General features: G+C 35.8%; 26 protein-coding genes and 1 other annotated feature. Of the genes, 14 read left to right on the forward strand and 12 right to left on the reverse strand.

Going from position 1 to position 24,941, the window contains the following annotated elements:
- Positions 1–141 precede the first annotated feature (141 nt).
- A complete protein-coding gene (locus ACFSTA_RS16765; protein WP_377559081.1) occupies positions 142–423 on the forward strand; it encodes a hypothetical protein in 282 nt (93 codons plus the stop codon).
- A 101-nt stretch (positions 424–524) separates the two neighbouring features.
- On the opposite strand, the gene trpS is transcribed toward ACFSTA_RS16765, so the two are convergent.
- Both trpS and ACFSTA_RS16775 read right to left on the reverse strand, forming a co-directional pair.
- Complete coding sequence (trpS, locus tag ACFSTA_RS16770) at positions 525–1,523, reverse strand: tryptophan--tRNA ligase (protein ID WP_377557983.1); 999 nt, start codon at positions 1,521–1,523, stop codon at positions 525–527.
- A gap of 61 nt (positions 1,524–1,584) precedes the next feature.
- Positions 1,585–1,774: a binding site (T-box leader), on the reverse strand.
- Between the two features lie 535 nt (positions 1,775–2,309).
- Positions 2,310–2,630: a DUF378 domain-containing protein gene (locus ACFSTA_RS16775; protein WP_377557984.1), complete on the reverse strand. Its 321-nt coding sequence runs from the start codon at positions 2,628–2,630 to the stop codon at positions 2,310–2,312.
- 325 nt (positions 2,631–2,955) lie between these two features.
- Between ACFSTA_RS16775 and ACFSTA_RS16780 the strand changes: the two genes are divergently transcribed.
- The 3 genes from ACFSTA_RS16780 to ACFSTA_RS16790 all read left to right on the forward strand — a co-directional run bounded on the left by ACFSTA_RS16780 (position 2,956) and on the right by ACFSTA_RS16790 (position 5,337).
- Positions 2,956–3,213 carry a transcriptional regulator SplA domain-containing protein gene (locus tag ACFSTA_RS16780; RefSeq protein WP_377557985.1) on the forward strand — a complete coding sequence of 86 codons (258 nt, stop codon included), beginning with the start codon at positions 2,956–2,958 and terminating at the stop codon, positions 3,211–3,213.
- Positions 3,206–4,234 (forward strand): spore photoproduct lyase, encoded by a 1,029-nt coding sequence (gene splB, locus ACFSTA_RS16785; protein WP_377557986.1) that lies wholly within the window; start codon positions 3,206–3,208, stop codon positions 4,232–4,234. Before ACFSTA_RS16780 ends, splB begins: the two co-directional genes overlap by 8 nt.
- Positions 4,235–4,395: 161 nt before the next feature.
- Positions 4,396–5,337: a ketopantoate reductase family protein gene (locus ACFSTA_RS16790; RefSeq protein WP_377557987.1), complete on the forward strand. Its 942-nt coding sequence runs from the start codon at positions 4,396–4,398 to the stop codon at positions 5,335–5,337.
- A gap of 54 nt (positions 5,338–5,391) precedes the next feature.
- On the opposite strand, the gene panD is transcribed toward ACFSTA_RS16790, so the two are convergent.
- The 3 genes from panD to panB are packed head-to-tail and all read right to left on the reverse strand — an operon-like array spanning position 5,392 to position 7,510.
- Positions 5,392–5,781 carry an aspartate 1-decarboxylase gene (panD, locus tag ACFSTA_RS16795; RefSeq protein ID WP_377557988.1) on the reverse strand — a complete coding sequence of 130 codons (390 nt, stop codon included), beginning with the start codon at positions 5,779–5,781 and terminating at the stop codon, positions 5,392–5,394.
- 12 nt (positions 5,782–5,793) lie between these two features.
- A complete protein-coding gene (gene panC, locus ACFSTA_RS16800) occupies positions 5,794–6,666 on the reverse strand; it encodes a pantoate--beta-alanine ligase (RefSeq protein WP_377557989.1) in 873 nt (290 codons plus the stop codon).
- 13 nt (positions 6,667–6,679) lie between these two features.
- Positions 6,680–7,510 carry a 3-methyl-2-oxobutanoate hydroxymethyltransferase gene (gene panB, locus ACFSTA_RS16805; RefSeq protein ID WP_377557990.1) on the reverse strand — a complete coding sequence of 277 codons (831 nt, stop codon included), beginning with the start codon at positions 7,508–7,510 and terminating at the stop codon, positions 6,680–6,682.
- 198 nt (positions 7,511–7,708) lie between these two features.
- Here panB and ACFSTA_RS16810 point away from each other — a divergent pair, with 198 nt between their 5' ends.
- The 3 genes from ACFSTA_RS16810 to ACFSTA_RS16820 all read left to right on the forward strand — a co-directional run bounded on the left by ACFSTA_RS16810 (position 7,709) and on the right by ACFSTA_RS16820 (position 10,220).
- Positions 7,709–7,999, forward strand: coding sequence for a HesB/YadR/YfhF family protein (locus ACFSTA_RS16810; RefSeq protein WP_377557991.1), 291 nt, complete (start codon positions 7,709–7,711; stop codon positions 7,997–7,999).
- Positions 8,000–8,205: 206 nt separating this feature from the next.
- Complete coding sequence (locus ACFSTA_RS16815) at positions 8,206–9,432, forward strand: putative glycoside hydrolase (protein ID WP_377557992.1); 1,227 nt, start codon at positions 8,206–8,208, stop codon at positions 9,430–9,432.
- A gap of 191 nt (positions 9,433–9,623) precedes the next feature.
- The gene (locus ACFSTA_RS16820; protein ID WP_377557993.1) at positions 9,624–10,220 is read left to right on the forward strand and encodes a GNAT family N-acetyltransferase; all 597 of its coding nucleotides are present in this window, start codon (positions 9,624–9,626) and stop codon (positions 10,218–10,220) included.
- A 44-nt stretch (positions 10,221–10,264) separates the two neighbouring features.
- Here ACFSTA_RS16820 and ACFSTA_RS16825 read toward each other — a convergent pair whose 3' ends face one another.
- Positions 10,265–11,632, reverse strand: coding sequence for an ammonium transporter (locus ACFSTA_RS16825; RefSeq protein ID WP_377557994.1), 1,368 nt, complete (start codon positions 11,630–11,632; stop codon positions 10,265–10,267).
- A 39-nt stretch (positions 11,633–11,671) separates the two neighbouring features.
- Positions 11,672–12,013, reverse strand: coding sequence for a P-II family nitrogen regulator (locus tag ACFSTA_RS16830; RefSeq protein ID WP_377557995.1), 342 nt, complete (start codon positions 12,011–12,013; stop codon positions 11,672–11,674).
- Positions 12,014–12,464: 451 nt separating this feature from the next.
- On the opposite strand from ACFSTA_RS16830, the gene spxA reads away from it, so the two are divergent.
- The 4 genes from spxA (at position 12,465) to pepF (ending at position 17,156) form a co-directional block, all read left to right on the forward strand.
- The gene (gene spxA / locus ACFSTA_RS16835; protein ID WP_377557996.1) at positions 12,465–12,860 is read left to right on the forward strand and encodes a transcriptional regulator SpxA; all 396 of its coding nucleotides are present in this window, start codon (positions 12,465–12,467) and stop codon (positions 12,858–12,860) included.
- A 413-nt stretch (positions 12,861–13,273) separates the two neighbouring features.
- Positions 13,274–13,963: an adaptor protein MecA gene (gene mecA / locus ACFSTA_RS16840; RefSeq protein ID WP_377557997.1), complete on the forward strand. Its 690-nt coding sequence runs from the start codon at positions 13,274–13,276 to the stop codon at positions 13,961–13,963.
- Between the two features lie 89 nt (positions 13,964–14,052).
- Positions 14,053–15,216, forward strand: a complete 1,164-nt coding sequence (locus ACFSTA_RS16845; protein ID WP_377557998.1) for a competence protein CoiA — start codon at positions 14,053–14,055, stop codon at positions 15,214–15,216.
- Positions 15,217–15,344: 128 nt separating this feature from the next.
- Entirely contained in the window at positions 15,345–17,156 is a 1,812-nt protein-coding gene (pepF, locus tag ACFSTA_RS16850) for an oligoendopeptidase F (protein WP_377557999.1), read from the forward strand.
- A gap of 582 nt (positions 17,157–17,738) precedes the next feature.
- Here the strand turns inward: pepF and ACFSTA_RS16855 are convergent.
- The 3 genes from ACFSTA_RS16855 to ACFSTA_RS16865 all read right to left on the reverse strand — a co-directional run bounded on the left by ACFSTA_RS16855 (position 17,739) and on the right by ACFSTA_RS16865 (position 19,750).
- A complete protein-coding gene (locus ACFSTA_RS16855; protein ID WP_377558000.1) occupies positions 17,739–18,626 on the reverse strand; it encodes a ClpXP adapter SpxH family protein in 888 nt (295 codons plus the stop codon).
- 14 nt (positions 18,627–18,640) lie between these two features.
- A complete protein-coding gene (locus ACFSTA_RS16860; protein WP_377558001.1) occupies positions 18,641–19,024 on the reverse strand; it encodes a globin domain-containing protein in 384 nt (127 codons plus the stop codon).
- A 156-nt stretch (positions 19,025–19,180) separates the two neighbouring features.
- Entirely contained in the window at positions 19,181–19,750 is a 570-nt protein-coding gene (locus ACFSTA_RS16865; RefSeq protein ID WP_377558002.1) for a CYTH domain-containing protein, read from the reverse strand.
- Between the two features lie 140 nt (positions 19,751–19,890).
- Between ACFSTA_RS16865 and ACFSTA_RS16870 the strand changes: the two genes are divergently transcribed.
- From ACFSTA_RS16870 to ACFSTA_RS16880, 3 genes are read left to right on the forward strand one after another with little or no spacing between them, the layout of a single operon-like run.
- Positions 19,891–20,499, forward strand: coding sequence for a GTP pyrophosphokinase (locus tag ACFSTA_RS16870; RefSeq protein WP_377558003.1), 609 nt, complete (start codon positions 19,891–19,893; stop codon positions 20,497–20,499).
- A gap of 45 nt (positions 20,500–20,544) precedes the next feature.
- On the forward strand, positions 20,545–21,360 hold the full coding sequence (locus tag ACFSTA_RS16875; RefSeq protein ID WP_377558004.1) for an NAD kinase: 816 nt from the start codon (positions 20,545–20,547) through the stop codon (positions 21,358–21,360).
- A 33-nt stretch (positions 21,361–21,393) separates the two neighbouring features.
- Positions 21,394–22,263, forward strand: a complete 870-nt coding sequence (locus tag ACFSTA_RS16880) for an RluA family pseudouridine synthase (RefSeq protein WP_377558005.1) — start codon at positions 21,394–21,396, stop codon at positions 22,261–22,263.
- Here ACFSTA_RS16880 and prpE read toward each other — a convergent pair.
- Both prpE and ACFSTA_RS16890 read right to left on the reverse strand, forming a co-directional pair.
- Positions 22,260–23,006 carry a bis(5'-nucleosyl)-tetraphosphatase PrpE gene (gene prpE / locus ACFSTA_RS16885; protein ID WP_377558183.1) on the reverse strand — a complete coding sequence of 249 codons (747 nt, stop codon included), beginning with the start codon at positions 23,004–23,006 and terminating at the stop codon, positions 22,260–22,262. The genes ACFSTA_RS16880 and prpE overlap by 4 nt on opposite strands.
- A 637-nt stretch (positions 23,007–23,643) precedes the next feature.
- Complete coding sequence (locus ACFSTA_RS16890; RefSeq protein ID WP_377558006.1) at positions 23,644–24,813, reverse strand: FtsW/RodA/SpoVE family cell cycle protein; 1,170 nt, start codon at positions 24,811–24,813, stop codon at positions 23,644–23,646.
- Between the last annotated feature and the right edge of the window lie 128 nt (positions 24,814–24,941).

Raw genomic sequence — 24,941 nt, forward strand, 5'->3', positions numbered from 1 at the left:
AAATCCATAGTACACGCATCCCCATTCTTTTTTCTTGTTTCTAGTCAATTCAAGTATAAAGAATGTTTGGGCTTGCGTGTATTTTTTTTCAGAATTTTATCTGAACCCCAACAAATATTATAGAGCCGTAAAAATCTAGCTTTGGATAAACCGGTGGAGTTTTTTGTTCAACTAGATTCAACCGACCAAACAAAGGAAGAATTTTTATCAGCAACTAAGAAGGTGATGGCAGTCTTGGACCAACAAGGATATGAATATGAATCTATTTTATTTAACGGAAGTGGATTTGACTTGGAAACTAAAGTCAAAACAGAAGGTTATTTAAAATACTCAATAAAACTAGTAAAAGATGAGGTAGTTAAGATTGGTGATGTTGAAGAGCATAATAAGGACATGCAAAGTAGAATAACTTTTTCTATCTAGAATGTAAACTAAACTGGTAGGAGAGCGTACGGCTCTTACCTAGGCAGAGTAACAAGAAGGGCATTCCCAAACAAGAACGCCCTACTAAAAGTGCTTTATTCTTACTGATTTTTTTTCTTTACGCGCCCCAAGCCCATCGCTTTTTTTGCTTTTGCTAATGTTTTATTAGCTGTGAATGATGCTTTTTCGGCACCTTCATCTAGTATTTCATCTAGTAATTCAGAGTTAATTAACTCATTATAGCGATCCTGAATTGGCTTCAGCACACTAATCACGGCATCAGCAACACCTTGTTTGAATTCACCGTAGCCTTTCTCAGCATACTTATCTTTAATAGATTCGATTGACTCACCAGCACAGCTTGCATAAATGTTAAGCAAGTTTGAAACGCCAGGTTTATTTTCTTTATCGTATTTTACAACACCTTCAGAGTCAGTAACAGCACTTTTAATTTTCTTCTCAATTTTCTTTGGTGTATCCAACATAGAAATAAATCCTTTTTCATTTTCATCGGATTTACTCATTTTCTTTGTTGGCTCTTGTAAGGACATAATACGTGCACCTACTTTAGGGATGCTGACCTCTGGTATAGTGAAAATATCGTTGAATCTGTTATTGAATCGTTGTGCCAGGTCACGTGATAATTCCAAATGTTGTTTTTGATCCTCGCCAACAGGTACAAGGTCTGTATTGTATAAAAGAATGTCAGCGGCCATTAAAGACGGATAGGTGAAAAGAGCAGAAGAAACGGCTTCTTTTCCTTCTGATTTATCCTTAAACTGTGTCATACGTTCTAATTCACCCATGTAGCTGAGTGATTGTAGCATCCAACCTAATTGGGTATGCGCAGGTACTTCCGATTGAACAAACAGCGTTGATTTTTTGGGATCAATTCCAGATGCTAGATACAATGCTGCAAGGGAACGGATATTCTGACGTAATTTCAATCGATCCTGTGGTACAGTGATAGCATGTTCATCAACTATACAGAAATAGCAATCTTCATCATCCTGTAATTTCACAAACTGTTGAATAGCCCCCAAATAGTTTCCAATTGTTAATGTTCCACTTGGTTGAATCCCGGAAAAAATTGTTTTCATAGTTCCATTCACTCCTTCAAAAATTTTAATGAAATAAAAAAAGCCCATTCATTCCTTCATGAGAAGGGACGAATGAACCGCGGTGCCACCCTTATTATCTCGTCAGTTGTATTGAGATCACTTCATTTTAAAAAAGACATTCATAACTCCAAAGCCCAATTTCAATTTACTCCTGCACTTGTTTACACCAATCACAAGTTCTCTTATTGCTGCCAAAAAGTAAATGTACTTAACTTTATCATTGCTATTGATATTTATTTTGTATTATTATATACCTCATTGTTTTGAAGTGCAAGTGAAAATAGCTTTTATATCTAAAGAAAAATTGTAAGCCGATCTCAAGTTCGTTTACCATCTTAATTTCATTATTTGGTGCAACGCTTTTTTGTTCATTAAACTTATTAGTACTGTTCTTATTTCTAAAACAATATAACTAGGATTATTTAATCTCAGACCTACTTTACTCTATTTATCAGTATTGATAATTTAAACTTTTCCTTCATACTACACATATCTATCACCAAAACCATCTCTTCTTAAACTATGATAATATGTGTATTAGGGTTTCTTCTGCTTTGTTTATAATGAGGATATTTAAATCAAGCAAACGATAATACGGTTATCCACAACATGATGTATGTTGTAAAATTATGGACCGCTAATGAGAGATAATGTATTTAATACGATGAGTGCGAGTGTCGTGCTATATAGAATTAGTTGTTTCCTGTTTTATAAATCTAAAAAGTTAAAGCCATACAAAATGTATGGCTTTTGTCTCTAACCTTGTTACTCATTTTTATTATGCGTTTCTTGTTCGAGATTATTTAGATTTGATAAATCTGTTTCTTCTCCAAACTCAGTACCATAATTTAACCTTCCAGTTTGAGAATGATCTCTTGTAGTATTTTTTTCCTCCATTGGTTCAAATAATAATGTTATACAATATAAACCACTCAATCCGACAAGTGCATATACAAATCTTGATAGTGCACTATCCTGCCCACCAAAAATTGCTGCAACTAAGTCGAACTGGAAAAATCCAATTAGTCCCCAGTTTATGGCACCAATGATAACAAGTGCTAGAGCTATACGTTTTAATGTTTCCATATTTTTTCACCTCCAATAAAGTTGTTAAGAGGATTTGTTTACAATGAACTTAGCATTTATCGACTAAATCATTGCTCCTCACTCAACATGAGCTAACCCTAATTCGATTATCAATCCAGTGATGTTATGAAGGGCAAATTGTTTATAGCACTGTTCCTAACTGTTGGAATCATTCCCTCTCAAAGAAATTACATAACAACACCTCATATAAGAATTAGTCATATTTATCTTCTACTTTAAAGATTTATTCATACCTGGATATCGACATAATTTAATGAAACAGCGGCATAATAGAAGGGAAAATTATTAGGAATTAGGTGAAATAATGGATATTAATCAAACATTTACACCGGGTGATGTAGTATATATTATTATTCGCAATCCCCATGCTCAGGATGTAGCTCAAGTTCAGCAAGCAGCTGTAGTAAAAAATCCAGAAAATCCCACTGAACTAGCACTTTTTGCACATGAGAATTATTTTCCCTTCACAGATGAGTTTGCTGTTTTTAAAACAGAGTCGGAAGCAGAACAAGTATTTTATGAAGCATTTGGTTCGCCTGAGGAAGGTGGTTTCTATGGTTAAACCCTTCGTACCCCAATTGATTTATGTAGAACCCCGTGCGTTAGAGTATCCACTTGGAAAAGAACTTATTAACAAATTTGATAATTTGGGTATTGAAATAAGAGAAACTACTTCACATAACCAAATTAGAAATTTACCAGGGGAGAATCATTTTCAAAAGTATCGGAATGCGAAATCAACACTAGTTATTGGTATTCGTAAATCGTTGAAATTTGATACATCGAAACCTTCAGCGGAGTACGCAATCCCTTTTGCAACAGGCTGTATGGGGCATTGTCATTATTGCTATCTGCAAACAACTATGGGGAGTAAACCGTATATACGTACCTATGTAAATACAGATGAAATCTTCGACGCCGCAGAAGCATATATGCAAGAGCGTGCTCCCGAATTTACAAGATTTGAAGCTTCTTGTACCTCTGACATTGTAGGGGTGGACCATTTAACACACACACTAAAAAAAGCAATTGAGTTCTTTGGCAGAAGCAAATATGGTAAGCTACGTTTCGTGACTAAATTTGAGCATGTTGATCACCTTCTGGATGCAGAACACAATGGCAGGACACGATTTCGATTTAGTATTAACAACAATTATATTATTAAATATTTTGAACCAGGAACCTCAAGGCTAAATGAACGGATCAATGCAGCTATCAAAGTTGCTGAAGCAGGCTACCCTTTAGGATTCATTATTGCTCCAATTTATTTACATGAAGGTTGGAAAAGTGGCTACTATGAAATGTTTGAAAAGTTAGAGGCTTCATTACCAGAATTTGCGAAAGAAAATCTTACTTTTGAAATGATTCAGCACCGATTTACTAGACCAGCAAAGCGCGTTATTCAAGAAAATTATCCAATGACTAAGCTTGAATTAGATGAGTCGAGACGGAAGTGGAAATGGGGAAGGTATGGTATTGGTAAGTATGTATATACAACAGAAGAGCAAGAAGATATCAAAGATACTTTAGGAAAGTATATTCATCAGTATTTTCCTAAGGCAAAGATAGAATATTTTACATGAATGTTTACATTTCTCAGAAGATAAGATGAGAGCCACTTGATTAATTCGTAAAGATGAAAAAATATTTTCACCTAAAATTCCTTATATAATCGTACCTCGTTCCAATTGAAAACATGGTAAACTGAATTTAATTCTAAACGGTATGAAAGGAGTTTATTTAAATGAGAATATTAATCCTAGGCTCTGGAGCGATGGGGAGCTTGTTTGCTGGAAAACTAAAACAAAATGGCGTTGATGTGACGTTATTCAATCGGGAAAACAACCATGTTCAAGCAATACAAAAAGATGGATTGAAGATAATAGATAAAGAAGGGGAAAACGTAAGTGTACAGATTCCTATTATATCCAATCCTACTGAATTTGTAGACAAGTATGATCTTATCCTCGTTTTGGTTAAAACGTTTGCGACTGAAACTGTACTTGAAAAAGTGTTACCGTCGATACATTATGAAACACCAATTTTAACCTTGCAAAATGGGGTTGGAAATTTGGAAAAGATTAAGGAGTTAGCTCCGAATAGTGAAGTCTTTGTAGGTGGAACATGGGCGGGAGCAAGTGTTGCAGAACCTGGTGCAATTTTACATCGTGCGTGGGGAAGCACGTATATTGGAGCGGTAGAATCCGATAGAGCAAATGATCTGCTGGGTAGGATTGCATCCATCTTCACTAAAAGTGGACTGGAAACACAGGTGTCGGATAATGTGCAGTCCATTATTTGGAGTAAATTACTCATCAATATAGCATATAACGGCTTGACTGCTATTACGAGACTGAAGAATGGGGATGCAATTGTCACACAAGAAGGAAAACAGATCGTGGAAAAACTAGTTAACGAGACTGTACAGATAGCAGGTGCGAAAGGAATTCCGTTATTGTTTGAAGATCCTGTTACTGAATGTATACGGTTAGGGGAAGAAGAGATTGGAATGAATACATCCTCGATGCTGGCAGATATTCTTCATGAGCGAAAAACAGAGATTGAAGCGATCAATGGTGCGGTCATGGCAGAGGGAAGTACGCATGATATCGCTACTCCATATAATGAAATGATATTTAATTTAATTAAAGTCGTTGAAAATAGTTATGCGAAAATGGTTCGTTAAGCTAGGACAAAAAAGTCTGATTCCCTTATAGGATCAGACTTTTAAACGGGTATGCTAGGATTTTACTGCGGTTAATGGTGGCTCTTGTTCCATTAGTTCGGTTATTTCATTCTTTTCATTCATGATTGCCACGATTGGTTTATGAGATTCTAACTCTTCATTTGAAATAAGTGCATAAGAAACAATAATAACAACATCATCTTTTTGCACGAGTCTTGCAGCAGCTCCATTTAAACATACAACACCAGATCCTCTTTCACCGAGAATCACATATGTTTCCAACCGTGCTCCATTGTTATTATTGACAATTTGTACCTTTTCATGGGCTAGGATATTTACCTTATCCAAAATGTCCTGATCGATGGTCACACTGCCAACATAATTTAAATTTGCTTCTGTCACACGTGCACGATGAATTTTACTTTTCATCATAGTACGAAACATAGATTTTTCCTCCTAATTGTAGCGGGTAATAATTTTCCCGTTTTCATCTAGTAGTAAATTGTCGATTAATCTAGCCTGCTTAAAGTATACAGCAGTGGCGAGAATAACTTGTTGATTAATTGATGTCACAGGCTCAAGTGACGGGTAGCTTAGTAACTCAACATAATCAATTTTTCCAGATACTTTTTGTTCCAGTGTTTTGGTAACTCCGTTAATAATTTTCGTTGGATTTTGTTCCCCATTACGAATAAGTTGTTGTCCTGTTTGTAATCCTTGATAAATCCAAGTAGCTTCTTTTCTTTCTTGCTCCGTTAGATTGACATTACGACTACTTTTCGCTAATCCGTCTACTTCTCTAATTGTCGGTAATCCAACTAATTCTATCGGAAAATTCAGATCACGGATTAATGCATCAATAACAGCAACCTGCTGTGCATCTTTTAAGCCAAAATATGCTTTATCTGGATGAATAATATGAAATAATTTCGTTACTACTGTAAGCACCCCATCAAAGTGACCGGGACGGGAACGACCACATAAAACATCAACCCGTTCTTTTAGTGCCATTTGAATGAGCATGGGATTTGGATACATTTCATCAGCTGTCGGTATAAATAATACATCAACACCTACATTTTCGGCAAGGAGTGAATCTTTTTGTTCATCTCTTGGATACTTCTCAAAGTCTTCATTCGGACCGAACTGTAAAGGATTTACGAATATACTAGCAACGACTACATCATTTTCTTTTTTTGCTTCCTTCATTAGTTGTAAATGTCCAGCATGAAGAAATCCCATGGTAGGAACGAAACCGATCTGTTTCTTCTCGTTCTGGTAATCTCTTACTGTTTGTTTCATATTATCAATCGATCGTATAACCTTCATCTATTTATCCACCTTATTTACTATCGGGTAATATATCATTACTTTTTATAAAAAATGAATGGCTTTCTGTCGGAAAACTTTTCTGTTTTACATCAGAATTATACGCTTTTAGCGCTTCAATTCCCAAGTTATTAAAATCCGCATACGATTTAACAAACTTCGGAAGGCGATCCACACCATATTTCATAATATCGTGGTAAACGAGCACTTGTCCATCACATTCTGAGCCTGCGCCGATGCCAATTGTTGGGATATTGATTGATTCCGTTATCACCTCGGCGAGTTCTTTTGGAACACATTCTAATACGAGTGCAACAGCCCCATTCTCAACAACTTTCTTGGCATCTTCTAGAAGCTTTCGTGCTGCAGCTTTATCTTTACCCTGAACCTTATAGCCACCTAATACATTTACGGATTGTGGAGTTAAACCTAAATGTGCAACAACCGGGATACCAGATTCAGTTAACCGTTTGATAAAATGTAAAATCTCTTCAGATGCACCTTCAACCTTTAAGCTTTGGGCATTTGTCTCCTGAAAAATCTTCGCAGCATTACGCAATGAATCTTCTAAGGAAATATGATAAGACATAAATGGCATATCGACTACTGTAAATGTATTTGGTGCACCGCGTCTCACTGCTTTTCCGTGATGGATCATGTCTTCCACCTTTACCTCTACAGTTGACTCATAACCAAGTACTACCATTCCTAATGAATCACCAACTAGAATCATATCCAGTCCGGCTTGTTCAGCCTGCTTTGCTGATGGATAGTCGTATGCAGTTACCATACTAATCCTTTCATTATTCGCTTTCATTTTCTTTAAATCCAAAACACTCAACATAATGAATCTCCTCTCCTTGTAATGAAATATGTATCAAAATCGTCATAACAAAACAAAATGATTTATTGAAGCTTATTATACAATAAAGGGTGAGAAAAGATAAGAGGGGTCAGGCCTGCGTCCCATATAACTTGCACAATGTACTTAGAGTACGTAGACTTGGAATTAACAAATAGCTTCCAATGAAGAGGTGTTACGATGACTTTAAAAGTAAGTACCGAAGCAGCACAATGGTTTATAGATGAAATGGATCTTGAGCGTGGAGATCATGTTCAGTTTTTCTTGAAAATATATGGTGGAATACCTACCGCCCATCCAAATTATTTTATTGGGATATCGTATGGGAATGTAGGGAATATAAAAATTTCCACAGAGGTAGAAGGAATTACGTTTTATTTTAATGAAGAAGATTCCTGGTTATTGGAACAGTATGAAATGGAAGTTGTTCATAAAAACGATGAAGTTGCTTATATATTTAATGAACTTTAATTTGCTTCTTTTATACCGTCTGGATTGTACAGACGGTATTTTTATTTTTAAAACATAAATATTAACTGACAATATGCTAAAAAAATCGACAAATTCTATCATTTTCCATTTATATATTCTCTGTAGTGTTTTATAATAGATTCAAAGAGTGTGCTAAAGTTTGTCTAGTAACTTGGCATCAAATACGAGAATAGGAGATTGATAGTATGAAACTTAAACAACTGAAAATAATATCCTTCGTAAGTATTCTCCTAATTATTATTGCCTTGCCGTTTGTAATTCCGGAAAAAAGTAGTGGAGAAGAAGAGAAAATGAGTAAATTACATCAAGATCGCCAAACAAGTGTTCAACCAATTGATGCTGAGAAACATCACAAACGATTCACATTTGATTCTGGATATCAGTTTGAATACCCTGATGCAGTTAGAGGAGTATATGTTACTGGACATTCTGCAGGTGGCAGTCGTTTTGATTCGTTATTAGATTTAATTGGAAATTCCGATCTTAATGCAATGGTCATTGACATTAAGGACGATCATGGCTATTTAACTTTTAAACCAGAAGAGGGTTCTCCGTTTGAAGACATTGGTCAAAATTATATTCATGACACGGAAAATATGATGAATATTTTAGAAGATAATGAGATATATCCAATTGCCAGAGTAGTAGTGTTTAAAGATACTGCGCTTGCCAAAAAAAGACCTGACTTATCCTTTACAGAAAATGGAGAAGTATGGATTAATGGTCGTGAAGAGGCTTTTGTTAGTCCGTTCCAAAAGGAAGTTTGGGAATATAATGTGGAAATAGCTAAAATGGCTGCAGAAATGGGATTTCAAGAAATACAATTTGATTATGTCCGTTTTCCTGAAGGATTTGAACTGCGTGATGAAACTCTAGATTATTCAATGGGAGATTATGCAGATTCTGATTTGGATAATGTGAAGCGACGCGTTGAAGCAGTAACTGATTTTGTCGCATTTGCCAAGAAAGAATTAGAGCCATATGATATTGATGTTTCAGTAGATATTTTCGGTTATTCTGCAACGATAGAAGAAGCACCTGGTATTGGTCAAAATTTCTCTAAGATATCGTCAAATGTAGATGTTATTTCTTCTATGATTTATCCGAGTCATTGGACGAATAATTATTTTGACATTCCGATACCAGATAAAGAACCTTACCGATTAACAGACGAGTATGCAAAAGTAGAAAATGAGGTACTAGGTGCACTTGAAAATAAACCTGTATCCCGTCCTTGGATTCAAGATTTTGAAGCACCATGGATCTACTCAGGTACTGGTGTAGCTCCACAGCAATATGGAAAAGCAGAAGTGGAAGCACAAATTAAAGCTCTCCAAGATAATGGCATTAATGAGTATTTAATTTGGAACGCAGGAAACACCTATACAGAAAATGTTGATTATACCCCATAATAGCTTAAAAAAGCGGAACTGTTAAACATAGTTCCGCTTTTCTTAGGTTATACGGAGAATACGTTTACAATGCATAGCAAAAGCTAATTTAACAAAAACTGAACAATGACTTATAATTAAACGGGACTACGATCAAAAGCGAAAGCGCCCTGGGTAGCGCAGTAGCTGAACTACAAAAAAGGAGTAGATCAATGAAAAACTGGTATGAAAAACTTAAGGAATACTTCCCTGTAGAAGAAATGAAATCAAAAGAGCATATGGAGCTGCTTTTAAAGGAGAAAGCGGATGTATACCACAAAGATGAAACCCCGATGCATGTCATGATGTATGCAGAGTTTGATACGTTTATCTTTATTGATTATGTTTGGGTATCCTCTGAAGCAAGAGGTCAGGGAATAGGTCATCAACTAATTGAAAAGTTAAAGAAGAAAAATAAACCGATTATTTTAGAAGTTGAGCCGGTTGATTATGATGATACGGATACAGCAAAGCGGCTTCACTTTTATAAACGAGAAGGTTTTACCCACGCGCAATCCATCGGTTATAACCGCCGCTCATTAGCTACAAATGAAGAAAACCCTATGGAAATTTTGTACTGGTCACCGAGTGATGAATCAGAAGAAATGATTTATGAACAAATGAGAAAGATGTATGAGAATATTCACACATACAAAGATGAAGAACTATATGGTCAAGCATATCAACCGGTTGACGAAGTGTTAACATATGATGAAGATCGTGAATCAGAAGATATTTTAGGGAATTTAAATGCAACGAAAAATATGTAATGAAATAAACGAAGCCTTTAATTTAAAGGCTTCGTTTTTCATTATTATTCCGTATTTACGTTTTTACCAACCGATATATTATTGAGTCGATCGGCCAATGCAAGACCTGTTGAGGCATCTGTATCATCATTAGTTAGTAATGTATCTTTAAAGTCATATGCATTTGAACCGTGTTCTGCAAAATCAAGACCTGCTATTTCCTCTTCTTCAGATACACGGATTGGTGAAATAAGGTTAAGAACGTAAGTAAATCCGCCAACAGTTACCGCAACCCAGGCGATGACAGCAAGTACTCCAATTGCTTGTATCCCTAATTGTGCTGGTCCAAAACCATAAAATAGTCCAGAATTAGTTGAGAAGAAACCGATTGCAATGGTTCCCCAAATACCACAAATTCCATGGACAGCAATTGCGCCAACTGGGTCATCCACTCTACATTTAACATCAAGGAAGCGAATACCTTCAACTAAAAGCACGCCAGAAATAAGTCCGACAGCAATAGATCCTCCTAAAGAAATTTCTGCACATCCTGCTGTTATCCCTACTAAACCAGCAAGTACTCCGTTCAGAGATAGGGAGGCATCCACTCGTTTAAAGCGTAGCTTTGTATATGCAACAGATGCAACAAGCGCTGCGGAGGTGGATAATAGCGTGGTGCCAATTACCATGGGAACTAATTCGGGATCTGCGGCTAGTGAGCTTCCTCCATTAAATCCAAACCAACCAAGCCAAAGAATAAAGACTCCAAGCGCTCCAAGTGGGATATTATGACCGGGAATGACATTTACTTTATTAGCTTTATATTTTCCAAGACGAGGTCCAAGAATTAATACAACCATAAATGCTCCAACTGCGCCGGTTAAATGGACAACTGTTGAGCCAGCAAAGTCACTAAAACCTAATGACGTTAACCATCCATCTCCTTGCCAGATCCAGTGACCGACAACTGGGTAAATAACTGCAGTCATCGCTGCAACAATCAACACATAGCTACCTAATTTAATTCGTTCAGCAACAGCACCAGACATTATTGTTGCACATGTTGCGACAAACATAGCTTGGAAGACAAAGAATCCGATATCTTCCACACCACTTAATAGAAAACCGTCAACTCCTATAAGTGAACCACCAGAAGTACCAAACATGAGCCCATAGCCTACAACATAAAATAAAATTGCTGCGACACTGATTGTAATAAAATTTTTCATAAGAATATTTAAAGCGTTTTTAGAGCGTGTAAAACCAGATTCCACCATGGCAAATCCTGCATGCATAAAAAATACTAAAAATGCCCCAAGCATTACCCATACAAGATTCACAGATAACTCAAGTGACTCTACCGTTGGTGCTGCATAAACCGGTGATGCAACTAAAAACACGATCGTAAATAATAATAAGCTTTTCCTAAGCAATCTAATTCCTCCTTTGTTAGTTACCTTATTTAATAGCAGTTATAGAACTGCTTCGGCTCCACGTTCTTTCGTACGGATACGTATAATTTCTTCAATCGGATGGATAAAGATTTTACCGTCTCCGATATTTCCCGTTCTACAGCTATCAATGATAATATCTACAATTCCATCCACCTGATTATCATCCACAACCATCTCCACTTTTAATTTTGGAAGTAGTTGTATTTGGAATGTATTTCCTCTGAAAACACCTGTTTGCCCTTTTTGTTTCCCGGTCCCTGCGGCTTCTGTAATGGTCAATCCACCAATACCGACAGAAGAAAGTTCGTCTCGAAGTGTTTGAAACTTTTCTGGGCGAATAATTGCTTCAATCTTCTTCACTAAAAACTCATCCTTTCTTTATGTTAGATTACCTAACATATTAAGTAATATAAATTATCATAAAATTAAAACAAGGAAAAATCAAGTGTTTTTAGAGAATTATTTGAATTATTTCAAGAAGTGAATGCGAGTAATGTTAGATTTCATAACATGTAAGCGGATACAAATGAGAGGAATAGGGTGAAGGACAAGAAGGTGGGGAGGCAGGTTATAAACTTCTAATATTTTTTCAAATAAATGTTTAATTGAGAAGGATTTAGGGTATGTTACAATTAAATGCAAACATTTTGTGAACATCTAGAAAATAACCAATTTTTCTTGGAAATCCTCTACCTTTTGCTTGACAATTATAGTATACTTATACATAGAGGTTATTTAAACTTATTTTAATTTAATAAGTAATAAATGTTTATGAAATGATGATAAACATTAGATTGAGGAGTGAAGTTTCATGGTTACACTTTATACCTCACCAAGTTGTACATCTTGCAGGAAAGCAAAAGCATGGTTGGAAGAGCATGATATTCCATTCAAAGAGCGAAATATATTTTCCGATCCCTTAACATTGGATGAGATAAAGGAAATATTACGAATGACTGAAGATGGAACGGATGAGATTATATCAACACGCTCAAAGGTATTCCAAAAATTAGACGTCAACATTGAACAGCTACCTTTAAAAGAATTATTTAATCTAATTCAGAATAACCCTGGACTATTAAGAAGACCAATTATTCTTGATGAAAAGCGTCTGCAAGTTGGATATAACGAAGATGAGATCCGTAGATTTTTACCACGGACAGTACGTACATTTCAATTACGCGAAGCCCAACGATTGGTTAACTAATGATTTGTACCAACATACAAACATAATAAAAATGAAAAGCGTAGATCACATTCTGTAGGTCTACGCTTTTATTTCTCTTTTTTGATGACAAAATGACTTAAATAAGTTAAAATTAAACTTTAAATAATTGTATTAACTCGCAGGTAACTGGTAGTAAGAAACACCGTACTACTTAAAAAGTAGATAGTATGCGTGGAGCAACAACCAGAAAGTTTTGATTGGTTCAACTAAATGTTAGTGGCGTTGGAATCCTCACCACTAAAATGTGTTTCAATTTATAGGCATATTAATTTTCAAAAAGCAATATGCTATCATACAATTATAAATAAGAATAATAATCACACCGTGATTACAGGATAGATGAAGATGAGCCTCTTCGACCTAACAACAAATGAAGGGAGAGAAGTGCAGATATGGAAATAGAGAGAATTAATGAAAATACGGTTAAATTTTATATTTCTTATGGGGACATTGAAGATCGTGGTTTTCAGAGAGAAGAAATTTGGTATAACCGTGAACGTAGCGAGCAATTATTTTGGCAAATGATGGATGAATTAAATTATAAAGAAGATTTTCAAGTGGAAGGTCCATTATGGATTCAAGTTCAAGCATTAGATAAAGGGTTAGAAATAATTGTAACGAAAGCTCAATTATCCAAAAATGGAGAAAATCTAGAGCTTCCAATTGATGACGGAAATACAATTGATATTCCTGTTGATGAAAAAGTTGAAAATCTGTTAGAAGAAAAGTTCGGTAAAAGTATTACCGATGAAGACTCTGTAGATGAAGAAGATGACTCTAATTTATGGATTATCGTTAGCTTCCAGGATTTTGAAGATGTTATACAATTAAGTCACTCCTTTCAAGAAGAGACAGGTAGCATTGAGGAAGCGTTATACTCGTTTAATAATAAATATTATTTATATATGGAATTCTCGAATGAAGATGCTGATGAAAGTAAACAAGAGGATATCATTAGTAGAGTTTTGGAGTTTGCAGATGACTCTGATGTTACGGTATATTTCTTAGAGGAATATGGTAAAAAGATATTTGCTGCAAATACTTTCTCTCAGGTTAGAGAATATTTCCCGCCTGAAGTATAGATACCTTGATCATGAAGGTGTCTTTTTTTTTGCTTTTTTGCAGGAAAATGATCAACGAAAGCGAATAGTAAACGTAGGAGGTGTTACATTTGCTACAAGCAAAATCACAATTAGGAATCGTGACAATGCTTTACACGCTTTCACGTAGTGAGATTCAAGAACTGAAAAAAACGAAGCGATTTTATTGTCCGACTTGTAATGAGGAAGTAATTATTAAAGCTGGTACTCAAATCATGCCACATTTTGCACATCGTTCAAAAGTAAATTGTCCAGCAAATGAAGGAGGCGAGGGAGCATATCATGAGAAGGGGAAACTCTTGCTTTATCATTGGTTGAATAAGCAAGGGTACAACGTTTTATTAGAGCCATACATTTCTAGTATTAATCAACGGCCGGATATATTACTAATGATAAATGCGAAGAAAATTGCAATTGAATTTCAATGTGCACGAATACCAATTGATCAGGTTCATAAGCGAAATGAGGGCTATCGAAAAGCGAATATTTCTCCTTTGTGGATAATTGGTGCTAATCGTTTTCAACGAAATGGAAAAAAACATCTACAGGTCGATCAATTTACTCTTCAGTTTTTACATCAATTTAACAGTACTCATCAGCGTTACCTCTATTATTTTGACCCCACTACAAATCTACTAATCACCGCCCAAGATATGTATGAAACCAGAAAAAGTAAAGTTCTTTCAAATTTTCGCTTTTTAAAGCTAGATCAAATACGTTTCCGTAACATATTTCAATATGATGCATTTACAAGGGTAGAATTGATGAGCCATTGGGAGAATGAAAAAAAGAGGTTTCGTGTGCAACGTCGAATACGCCCTAGAGGAAAGGAGTTAGCGTGGTATCAATGGTTATACGCTAAGGGGCAATATATTGATAACTTACCATCTATTATATATCTTCCAGTAGCCTCCCAATTCCTAATGAAGTCGCAGCCATGGGATTGGCAAAGCAGACTAGTCATGGAGATCTTGGAGCCACTTTCTACCGGCAAACAATTTTCAATCGGGAATTGCTCCCACCTGTTAAAAAATCATTATTTTCCACGAATCAATTATCCGTTATTCCACAGCATTGAAAGCCCTATTAATCAGTACCTTCAACTATTATGTCACTTAAACCTAATAAAACCCGTTTCTAATTTACAGTATCAAAAAGTACGAGAAATACATTTTTACAATCATCTTGAGGAAGCGATAAAAGGGGACAAGCAATTATTGTATCAATTAATCTAAACATTTTGAGCAAAATAGAAGCATGATTCCCAACTATTTCGTTATACTAAATAATGTAGTCTTTTTTAAAGGAATATTTTTATACATGTCGAATTAACATAGTATAGAAAGAAAAAGGAGGAGTTACGATGGCAAAATCTGCAAAAGAACTTCAAAAAAGAAGTGAAGTACCTATAGAAAATACGTGGAGACTCGAAGATATTTTCGAAACAGATGAGGCATGGGAAACGGAATTAAAAAACTTAAAAAATGATATTCCAAAGGTTACTACTTACCAAGGAAAATTGGATAGCTCAGCGGATACATTGTATGAAGTATTAAGATTACAAGATGAAATATCAGAACGTTTGGGAAAATTGTATACATATGCGCATATGCGTTATGACCAGGATACGACGAATTCATTTTATCAAGCGTTAAATTCAAAAGCAGAGAATGTATTAACTATAGCATCAAGCTCCATGAGTTATCTTGTGCCTGAGATTTTAGCGATAGATGAATCTAAACTTAAAAGCTTCTTAGAAGAAAAAGAAGAATTAAAAGTGTATGAGCATACGTTAAATGAAATCACAAGACAACGAGATCATGTGTTAAGTGAACGTGAAGAGGAGTTACTAGCGGAAGCTTCTGATCCGATGTCAGCTGCTTCAAAAACATTTAGTATGTTAAATAATGCTGATTTAACTTTTCCTTCTGTAAAGAATGAAGAAGGAGAAGAGGTAGATCTAACACACGGGCGTTATGTTGGGTTCCTAGAATCAAAAGACCGCCGTGTACGTGAAGAGGCTTTCAAAACAATGTACGCTAGGTATGGTGAATTTAAAAACACATTTGCATCAACACTTAGTGGAGTAGTTAAAACGCATAATTTTAATGCGAAAGTTCGTAATTACGATTCCGCAAGACAGTCAGCTCTAGATAATAATAATATTCCCGAGCAGGTATATGATAATCTAGTAGAGGCTGTAAATGAGAAATTACCACTTCTACATCGCTATGCGAAATTACGTAAAAAGGTTTTAGGTGTAGATGAACTGCATATGTACGACATGTATACGCCGTTAGTAAAAGATGTGGAGATGAAGATTTCTTACGAACAAGCACAAGAATATACGCTAGAAAGCTTAAAGCCACTTGGAGAAGAGTATGTAAATATACTTAAAGAAGGCTTTGAAAATCGCTGGGTTGACGTAGAAGAAAATAAAGGAAAGCGCAGTGGAGCATATTCCTCTGGTACTTATGGTACAAATCCTTATATTCTAATGAACTGGCAAGACAATGTAAACAATCTGTTTACGCTTGTTCACGAATTTGGCCATTCCGTACACAGTTATCATACAAGAAAAAATCAGCCATATCGTTATGGTAACTATTCTATATTTGTTGCTGAGGTTGCTTCTACATGTAATGAGGCAATTCTAAATGATTACCTATTAACTAACCTAGATGATGAAAAACAAAAGCTATATATTCTAAACCACTTTTTAGAAGGGTTCCGTGGAACTGTATTCCGTCAAACAATGTTTGCTGAATTTGAACACGAGATACATCAACGTGCTCAAGAAGGAGAAGCATTGACAGCAGATAAATTAACGGAAATTTACTACAACTTGAATAAGAAATACTTTGGGGATGATGTTGTTTCTGATGAAGAAATTGGCCTGGAATGGGCGCGAATTCCTCATTTCTATATGAATTACTATGTATATCAGTATGCTACTGGATATTCTGCAGCAACTGCATTAGCTAGTAAAATACTAGAAGGTGAAGAAGGTGCTGTAGACCGCTATCTAGACTTCTTAAAAGCAGGTAGCAGTGACTATCCTATAGAAGTATTGAAAACTGCTGGTGTTGACATGACATCAAAACAACCAATTCTAGATGCGCTTGCCGTCTTCGAAGAAAAACTAGAAGAAATGGAAAAAATGCTGTTGAAATAAAGAAGGAACCACCAACTCTGTGTACAAATGCACTGGAGTTGGTGGTTTTTTTGGTTTGTGATTTCGTTTCAAATTGAAAATCCACAGATATAATCTGAATGCTACAACATAACTATCGCATTCTCCCGCGGTATGCATCCCTGTGCGTGAACGAAAATATAGTGAAATAAATGGAAAAGAAGAAGAGTGGTAATGTGAAATAAAGTGGAATTAACTGCATCAGACCTAGTAAATTTAAAAAAAATGCAAAAATGGTTAGCACAAGGAATAAAAAGGGAAGTACTTCTTTCACACGATCTCCTCCTAACTAAATATGATTCAACTCTAGTATTCATAGTATATGTTTCGAAAATATGAATTAGAAGTGACGTTTTTGTGAAAAGATGCACAAAAATATTGCGTAAGCTCTTGAATGTTGATATATTATACGTGTGAGATGACTCACAATACAAAACAAAACCCCTTTGTTTGATCTTGAAACTTTCTCCCATCCCCCTTTGTTTTTATACAAAGAAGAGAGAAAAGTAAAAGATATACGCTGCCCCGTATATCTTTTTTTTTTGCATTTAATTAGTATAATTGCTATTTATTTCTTTTCCAAAATGAACCATACTTTGCAGGTATCTTTTCTACTTTTTGTCGTAACTGTAGTTTCTTCATTTCCCGTTCAGCTTTTGTTATTGACCAGTTATAAACAACGGCGATTTCCTTACTTCCTACAACGTCATAGTAGGTAATGAAATCTTCTAATGATGGTTTTTCTGAAGGAATAGGGTTCTTTTGCAACATTTCACTTAAAACACGTACGTAAATATCATATGGATAAAGTCCAGAAATCTTTAATCCTTGCTCCTCTGCATTTTGATTGAAAAATACAATGGTAGGTGTGTAATCTACTTCCATTTCGTTCGTAAGCTTTAAGTCGCATTGCAAAGCTTTTTTTGCTGAAGGCGAGTAGAGATCATTTTTGAATTCATTTAAATCAAGATCAGCCTGGTTTGCACATTGCATTAATACCTTTTCGCTTGATATATCTTGTTTATTAAGAAATACACTCTCTTGAATCTTACGCAAAAATACTCTTCCTGCTCGCTTTCCTTGAAGCTCTGCAGCTTTGATAGCTAAAAAAGCGATCTTTGGAGAGTTAATAGGATTTTCAATCCATAGATCTCCATCACAGCTCATACCTGTTCGCTTCGCTGTTTTTTCCCAAATATCCTTTAGTTTTTTTGGTTGATCAAATTTATCTTTTGTCAGTGGATTTAAATAACCACCTACGATAGGATAGATTGTAAAAAAACGACCGAATTCCATAGAAAGTTTCTTTAAATACGGCTCTAATGACCAGCATTCTGGACATAAAGGATCAATGAAAACATAAATTTCAATCGGTTTATTGACAACGTAGCTATATTTAGGCGATGTGTTTGTCTGATTGGAGCTTTCTAGCTCGGCATGGTTCCAGCTCACATCGATTCTCCTTTCTACTTTTCTGGTGTATTCATCATATGGTGGGCTGTCATTGTTAACTTCTCAAATATAGCTGTACGATATGGTTCTTCAATGTTTGCTTCATCTAATGCAGCATCCATACACGCTAACCAAGCATCTTTTCTCGATGGCGTAATTTCAAAAGGTAAATGGCGTCTCCGCAACATTGGGTGACCAAATTCTTCTGAATAGAGTTGTGGACCACCGAAAAATTGTGTTAGAAACAAACTCTGTTTTCTAGTGGTTTCGGTTAAATCATCGGGAAATATTGGTGTTAATTTCGGATGTTTGCCAACTCTCTTATAAAATGCAGTTACTAATCGTTCTACGGTTTCAAAGCCACCAATTGCTTCAAATATCGTTCCTGGTGATGTCATAAAATTTCTCCTTCAACGAAAGTAAGGAATCAGTCTACCTTTATCGTTATCTCTATCTATTGTTCCATCTATTCAGATTAAAAAATAGTTGTTTACATTGTAGCAACGAAACTAGCATTGAGCAAATTATCTGATTAAATGAGATTTTAATATTCCTTATTTTTTTAATGTTGCAAAAAATCTTCGAATCTTATTCGGTGTTTTTCGTTTTGGAATGTCTAATTCCTGTAACAATGTATGGAAAGCTTGAAGTCCATTTTTTTCATCAGTGGCTTCTATTTCCAATTCGTAATCTTCTTGGTTATTATAAGTACTGTAGTCTAAAACATACAATAATTGATCCTTTTTATATTCTCTGCGTTCTGTGGTCAAGCTTCCATAATATTTGAGGCCATTGTGTGAGATGTTTAACTTGCTTAATTGGTTAGCTGTATATTCTTTTGCAACACAGTTTCCGTTTAGCCACTCACTGGCTTCTGATTTTGTTAATACATCATGTGTTTCAAGCAGTCCGTTTGGGTGTGGTTCTTTCAAAGTTAAACGATATTCGCCATTTTTTTCGCGGATTCGTAATGCTGCATGTTGTTGTTTTAGTGCAAAATCCTTCGTTTCGAAGTAAAAGTTTGTTTGTTTATCAACTTTTTCCGGAAAAGGGAGACGATATAATAAGCGGTCGAACTCAGCTTTGGTTAATAAATTTTTAAATTCAATTTCTATCTCCTGCATGATGTAATCCTCCAACTATTAATAAATTGATTATTAATTGATTATGGCGAATGAAATGGATTTATGCAAAGATTATCCATTTGCATATAGTATGGTAAAATAAAAATATCGAATGTAAGATGTTCAGGTGGTGTTAAAAAATGAATTGGGAAGCTATACTTGCACCTTATTCACAAGTTGTAAAAGAATTAAAAGTTAAACTAAAGGGAATGCGTGCTCAGTTTGAATACGAATCAAAGCATTCACCAATTGAGTTCGTAGTAGGTAGAGTTAAGCCAGTACCTAGTATAATTGAAAAGGCTGAGAAGAAAGCTATACCATTAGATGAAATTGATCAGGAAATACAGGATATTGCTGGAGTACGGGTTGTTTGTCAATTCGTTGATGATATTTACACTGTCGTAGAAATGATCCGTTCACGAAATGATTTAACAATCGTGGAGGAAAAGGATTATATTGCGAGGAAAAAAATAAGTGGGTATCGTTCTTATCATATGATTATTGAATATCCCGTAGAAACGATTAGCGGAATGAAGATTATTTTAGCAGAAATTCAAATTCGTACGCTTGCGATGAATTTTTGGGCAATCAATGAGCATTCTTTAAATTATAAATATGACGGGGCGATTCCGGAAGAAATAAAAAATCGTTTACAAAGAGCTGCAGAAGCAGCCTTCAAATTAGATGAAGAAATGTCTAAAATAAAGAGTGAAGTTCGTGAAGCTCAACGAGTTTTTCGCCGTATCTAGGCGGTTCATACATAAAAAAAGTTACTCAAAAGGGGGATTGTACTGATGAAGTTTAAAATTGTATCAAAAGGTGACGAACGATCAGAAAGAATCAAATCAACAATGAAAAATTACTTAACAGAATTCGATTTAGAATATGACCGCAAGGAACCAGACCTTGTTATTTCAGTAGGTGGAGATGGGACATTCTTAGAAGCCTTCCATCGCTATGTTCATCGATTGGACAAAACGGCGTTTATCGGGGTCCATACCGGGCATTTGGGGTTTTATGCAGATTGGGTACCAGATGAATTAGAAAAGCTAATAATTGAAATTGCAAAAACACCATATCAAGTTGTTGAATATCCCCTTTTGGAAGTAATTATACGAGCGAAATCAGGTGGTAATGAGGATCGCTTTCTAGCTTTAAATGAGGCTACCATTAAAACCCCAGATGGATCAGTTGTTTTTGATGTTGAAATTAAAGGGGAACGCTTTGAAACATTCCGTGGTGATGGCTTATGTATCTCTACACCATCTGGAAGTACTGCTTATAATAAGGCGCTTGGAGGGGGAATTATTCATCCAACACTTGAAGCAATCCAATTGACTGAAATGGCTTCGATTAACAATCGTGTATTCCGAACAATTGGTTCTCCACTAATTTTGCCAAAACATCATACATGCTTATTAAAGCCCATCGTGGATCGTAGTTTTTTAATAACAATTGATCATGTCACGAAAAACTATACGAATGTAAAATCAATTCAGTGTCGAGTAGCTAAGGAAAAAATCAGGTTTGCCAGGTTTCGTCCGTTTCCATTTTGGAATAGGGTCCGTGACTCCTTTGTGTCGGAAGAAAATCGATCAGAAAAAAAATAAAAGAAATATCGTAGGTGATACATGGTGGAATGGATGATCACAAAAACGTATGATGGGATCCTGATACGAGACTTTTTAAGGAAAGAACAGGATTTTTCCAAAAGGATATTAAAAGCAATCATTCATGATGGGGGACAGATTCTTGTGAATGATGCACCGAAAACTGTAAGATACCAGTTACAACTTGGAGATAGATTGACTGTACGATTTCCAAAAGAACAAAAGGGTATAAATATGGTTCCGGAGAATGTCCCTATAGACATCGTTTATGAGGATGAGGCTGTTTTAGTAATCCAAAAACAGGCTGGAGTTGCGACCATTCCATCACCGCATCATCGAGTTGGAACGATAGCAAATGGGGTATTGGCTCATTATCAAAAGCATGATGTTCCATATACCGTCCATGTAGTGACAAGATTAGATCGAGATACCTCAGGATTACTATTAATAGCCAAGCACAGATATAGCCATTCTATTTTATCAGATTCTCAAAAGCAAGGACTTGTAAAGCGAAGTTACTTTGCGATTGTGGAAGGGATAATGGACCGGAAAAAAGGGACTATGAAATGGAATATTGGAAGAAAAGAAGGGTCTATCATTGAACGTGTAGTCAGTGCAGAAGGGCAGAGAGCTATAACCCACTACACAGTTAAGAAGGAATACAAATCCCATTCTTTGGTAGAAATTGAGTTGGAAACCGGAAGAACCCATCAAATCCGAGTCCATTTTTCACACGCTGGTCACCCGCTAGCTGGAGATGATTTATATGGTGGAAGGAAGACCGAGTTAAACCGCCAGGCATTGCATTGTTCTCAATTAACATTTGAACATCCTACAACTAAAGAATGTATGACATTTACATCCGCTATTCCAGAGGATATGCACAGGTTAATGAACCTTTAATCCTCAGGGAATGAGCGGAATTTCTCTTTTATAAATGGTTGGTTAGAAGGAACTGAGACCGTTTTTTCTTCGGGAAGTCGAAATGCAGTAAGTGTATTGCCAAATACACAGCCTGTATCGATATTAATCGTTTTATTAATGATACGAGGGGATTGAACTGGTGTATGCCCGTATACGATCCAACGATCTCCATTGTATTGCATTGCCCAATCCCGTCGAATGGGACGCCCATCATCATCAAATTCCCCAGAAGTATCACCATACAATACAAAAGTCTTTACTTTTTTATCGTAACGACCTATATAGGATTCCTTTATCCCTGCGTGGGCAACAATTAAATCTGCTTCGGGGATAGTTAAATATAATTCGGCTTGTTCATAAAGTGTTATAAATTGATTACGCACTTTCTCTTGCATCTTGGTATCCAAGCTTTTGAATTCAGCAACTGTTGTTTCAAGACCATGTTTTTGTTGAACATTATTTCCTAGAAAGAAACGATACAGCTTATTACAATGATTACCTGGTACGTATTTCGCCTTTTTTTGTTCCACAACCATTTCATAGACTAGCCGAATGGTTTGGATAGAAGCGGGTCCACGATCTGTTATATCGCCAACAAAAATGGGAAGGCGGATGTCGGGATGGGAATATATATTATTTTCCTGTTGATAGCCTAGTTCATGAAAAAGTGAACATAATTCATCATAACATCCATGAACATCACCGATCACATCAATTTTCATCATTTATCACTCCATTCTTAATGTAATATGAAAAGTTATATTTCGTCTTGTGCTGCTATTTTGATGTAAAATGTGCAGGAACATATCAAAAATTGCTCTGACTACAAATTGTGAATTAATATAACGCTCGCAACACCGCTTCGGAAATACACTTCGCTTTCCGCGGGCGGCTGGTGATCCTCCTCGTGCTACGCACTGTGGGTCTCACCGATGCCTATTCTCCCGCAGGACATGGAACGCTACGTCAGCGACACATCGCACGCAGAAAAAGCGCTTTTCTTTTTCAAGGAGTCTTCGTGTATTTCCTACGCTAGTGAAGTAGTAAGACTATTCTTTAAACAAGAAATCACCATCAGCGGAGGCAGAATACGAAGACTCCTGTGGGAACAGCACGTGTCCGAAGACCCCGGAAGAAGTGGTTTTCTTCTGAGGAGGCTGAGGCCGTGCCCACGGAAAGCGAAGTATTCTGACGGAGCGGTTTTGTAGCACACTATTGAATTAGACTGTGAAAGTAAATCTACGCAAAAGTTATGTCGCATTTTATATAAATTATGATTTATATTCATTACTAATAAAAAAAACAATCTTCAAAAATCAGCTTATGAAAAAGATGAGAATAGTTTTACCTATCCTCACCTCATTCAAACATATATTTTTTTGTTCGAGAATGAACGTTCAAGACAATACCGATAGCAATGAGGTATGTTAGGGTTGAACTTCCACCATAGCTAAGAAATGGAAGTGGTAACCCAGTAATAGGAAGTAATTGGATAGACATACCTATGTTTTGGAATATTTGATAGGCAAACATTCCGATCATTCCTGTAACTAAATAGCTGCCATAACTATCATTACTAAGAATAGCGATATGGATGAGACGATAAATAAGAAAGAAGAATAAGGCTATTACTATACTGGCACCGATAAAACCAAATTGTTCTGCAATCGCAGTAAATATCATATCTGTATGACGTTCAGGTACATATACTTCCATTGTTTGCATACCTTTGCCAAACAATTGACCTGATCCTATCGCAAGCATAGCTAGAATTAGTTGATAACCTGAGTCAGAATATTGCTCTGGGCTGATCCATCCATAAAAACGACTGGACACATGTTTGAACACAGACTCTTCTAAAAAAGTTGCAATCGAATCTGGGAACATATAATATGCTACAATAATTAAAGCAACTGCAGCTATACCAAGTAGGACAATGGATAAAATAATTCGCCATTTAATCCCTGAGACCAGTGTCATGAATACGGCTATTGCAGCTAAAACTAACAGGCCGCCTAAATCAGGTTGGACGGCTATCAGTCCCATCGGAGGAAGAGAAACAGCTGAAATCTTGGCTAATAGCAATAAATCACTTTTGATTGTTCGGTTTACATTTTTTTCATTATGGATATATATAACATGTGCGATCGTTAATACAAGGATCACTTTCATAAATTCAGCAGGTTGTAATGTACCCATCACAGGAATTTTAAACCAACTTACAGCATTATTGGCTTCATGAACGATTGCTGCTGGAAAACGAAAGAAAAGCATAAGTAACATGGTCATACCTACACCATAAATAATCCAGGTCAATTGTCTAAATCTATCATAATCGATCAGCATAATAAGGGTAATAACAAAACCGCCGGCTACGTACCAAACTAATTGTTGAAAAAGGAAATTTGAACTGTCATATTTTGCTGGTAGACTTGGCGTAATGGTATATAGCGTAAATAAGCTGACAAGGCCGATAAGAAATACAATAAATAGTAATGTATAATCAATATTATTTTTTAAGTTATTCATTTTGTAACCTTACTTTCTGTTAATCTAGGTCGTTCCAAAGGTAAAAAGTAGTTCATATCAATTTTACACGATTTCTTTACTTTTTTTAAGTGGAAAATAGAATATATCTTATTAGTATAATATTTTTT

The sequence above is a fragment of the Ornithinibacillus salinisoli genome (assembly GCF_042684965.1).
Lineage (GTDB): Bacteria > Bacillota > Bacilli > Bacillales > Amphibacillaceae > Ornithinibacillus > Ornithinibacillus salinisoli.

Excerpts from the sequence above, each read along its gene's own strand:
- trpS (WP_377557983.1), bottom strand. The coding sequence starts at position 1,523 with ATGAAAACAATTTTTTCCGGGATTCAACCAAGTGGAACATTAACAATT.
- ACFSTA_RS16775 (WP_377557984.1), bottom strand. The coding sequence starts at position 2,630 with ATGGAAACATTAAAACGTATAGCTCTAGCACTTGTTATCATTGGTGCC.
- ACFSTA_RS16780 (WP_377557985.1), top strand. The coding sequence starts at position 2,956 with ATGGATATTAATCAAACATTTACACCGGGTGATGTAGTATATATTATT.
- splB (WP_377557986.1), top strand. The coding sequence starts at position 3,206 with ATGGTTAAACCCTTCGTACCCCAATTGATTTATGTAGAACCCCGTGCG.
- ACFSTA_RS16790 (WP_377557987.1), top strand. The coding sequence starts at position 4,396 with ATGAGAATATTAATCCTAGGCTCTGGAGCGATGGGGAGCTTGTTTGCT.
- panD (WP_377557988.1), bottom strand. The coding sequence starts at position 5,781 with ATGTTTCGTACTATGATGAAAAGTAAAATTCATCGTGCACGTGTGACA.
- panC (WP_377557989.1), bottom strand. The coding sequence starts at position 6,666 with ATGAAGGTTATACGATCGATTGATAATATGAAACAAACAGTAAGAGAT.
- panB (WP_377557990.1), bottom strand. The coding sequence starts at position 7,510 with ATGTTGAGTGTTTTGGATTTAAAGAAAATGAAAGCGAATAATGAAAGG.
- ACFSTA_RS16810 (WP_377557991.1), top strand. The coding sequence starts at position 7,709 with ATGACTTTAAAAGTAAGTACCGAAGCAGCACAATGGTTTATAGATGAA.
- ACFSTA_RS16815 (WP_377557992.1), top strand. The coding sequence starts at position 8,206 with ATGAAACTTAAACAACTGAAAATAATATCCTTCGTAAGTATTCTCCTA.
- ACFSTA_RS16820 (WP_377557993.1), top strand. The coding sequence starts at position 9,624 with ATGAAAAACTGGTATGAAAAACTTAAGGAATACTTCCCTGTAGAAGAA.
- spxA (WP_377557996.1), top strand. The coding sequence starts at position 12,465 with ATGGTTACACTTTATACCTCACCAAGTTGTACATCTTGCAGGAAAGCA.
- mecA (WP_377557997.1), top strand. The coding sequence starts at position 13,274 with ATGGAAATAGAGAGAATTAATGAAAATACGGTTAAATTTTATATTTCT.
- pepF (WP_377557999.1), top strand. The coding sequence starts at position 15,345 with ATGGCAAAATCTGCAAAAGAACTTCAAAAAAGAAGTGAAGTACCTATA.
- ACFSTA_RS16860 (WP_377558001.1), bottom strand. The coding sequence starts at position 19,024 with ATGACATCACCAGGAACGATATTTGAAGCAATTGGTGGCTTTGAAACC.
- ACFSTA_RS16865 (WP_377558002.1), bottom strand. The coding sequence starts at position 19,750 with ATGCAGGAGATAGAAATTGAATTTAAAAATTTATTAACCAAAGCTGAG.
- ACFSTA_RS16870 (WP_377558003.1), top strand. The coding sequence starts at position 19,891 with ATGAATTGGGAAGCTATACTTGCACCTTATTCACAAGTTGTAAAAGAA.
- ACFSTA_RS16875 (WP_377558004.1), top strand. The coding sequence starts at position 20,545 with ATGAAGTTTAAAATTGTATCAAAAGGTGACGAACGATCAGAAAGAATC.
- ACFSTA_RS16880 (WP_377558005.1), top strand. The coding sequence starts at position 21,394 with ATGATCACAAAAACGTATGATGGGATCCTGATACGAGACTTTTTAAGG.
- prpE (WP_377558183.1), bottom strand. The coding sequence starts at position 23,006 with ATGAAAATTGATGTGATCGGTGATGTTCATGGATGTTATGATGAATTA.
- ACFSTA_RS16890 (WP_377558006.1), bottom strand. The coding sequence starts at position 24,813 with ATGAATAACTTAAAAAATAATATTGATTATACATTACTATTTATTGTA.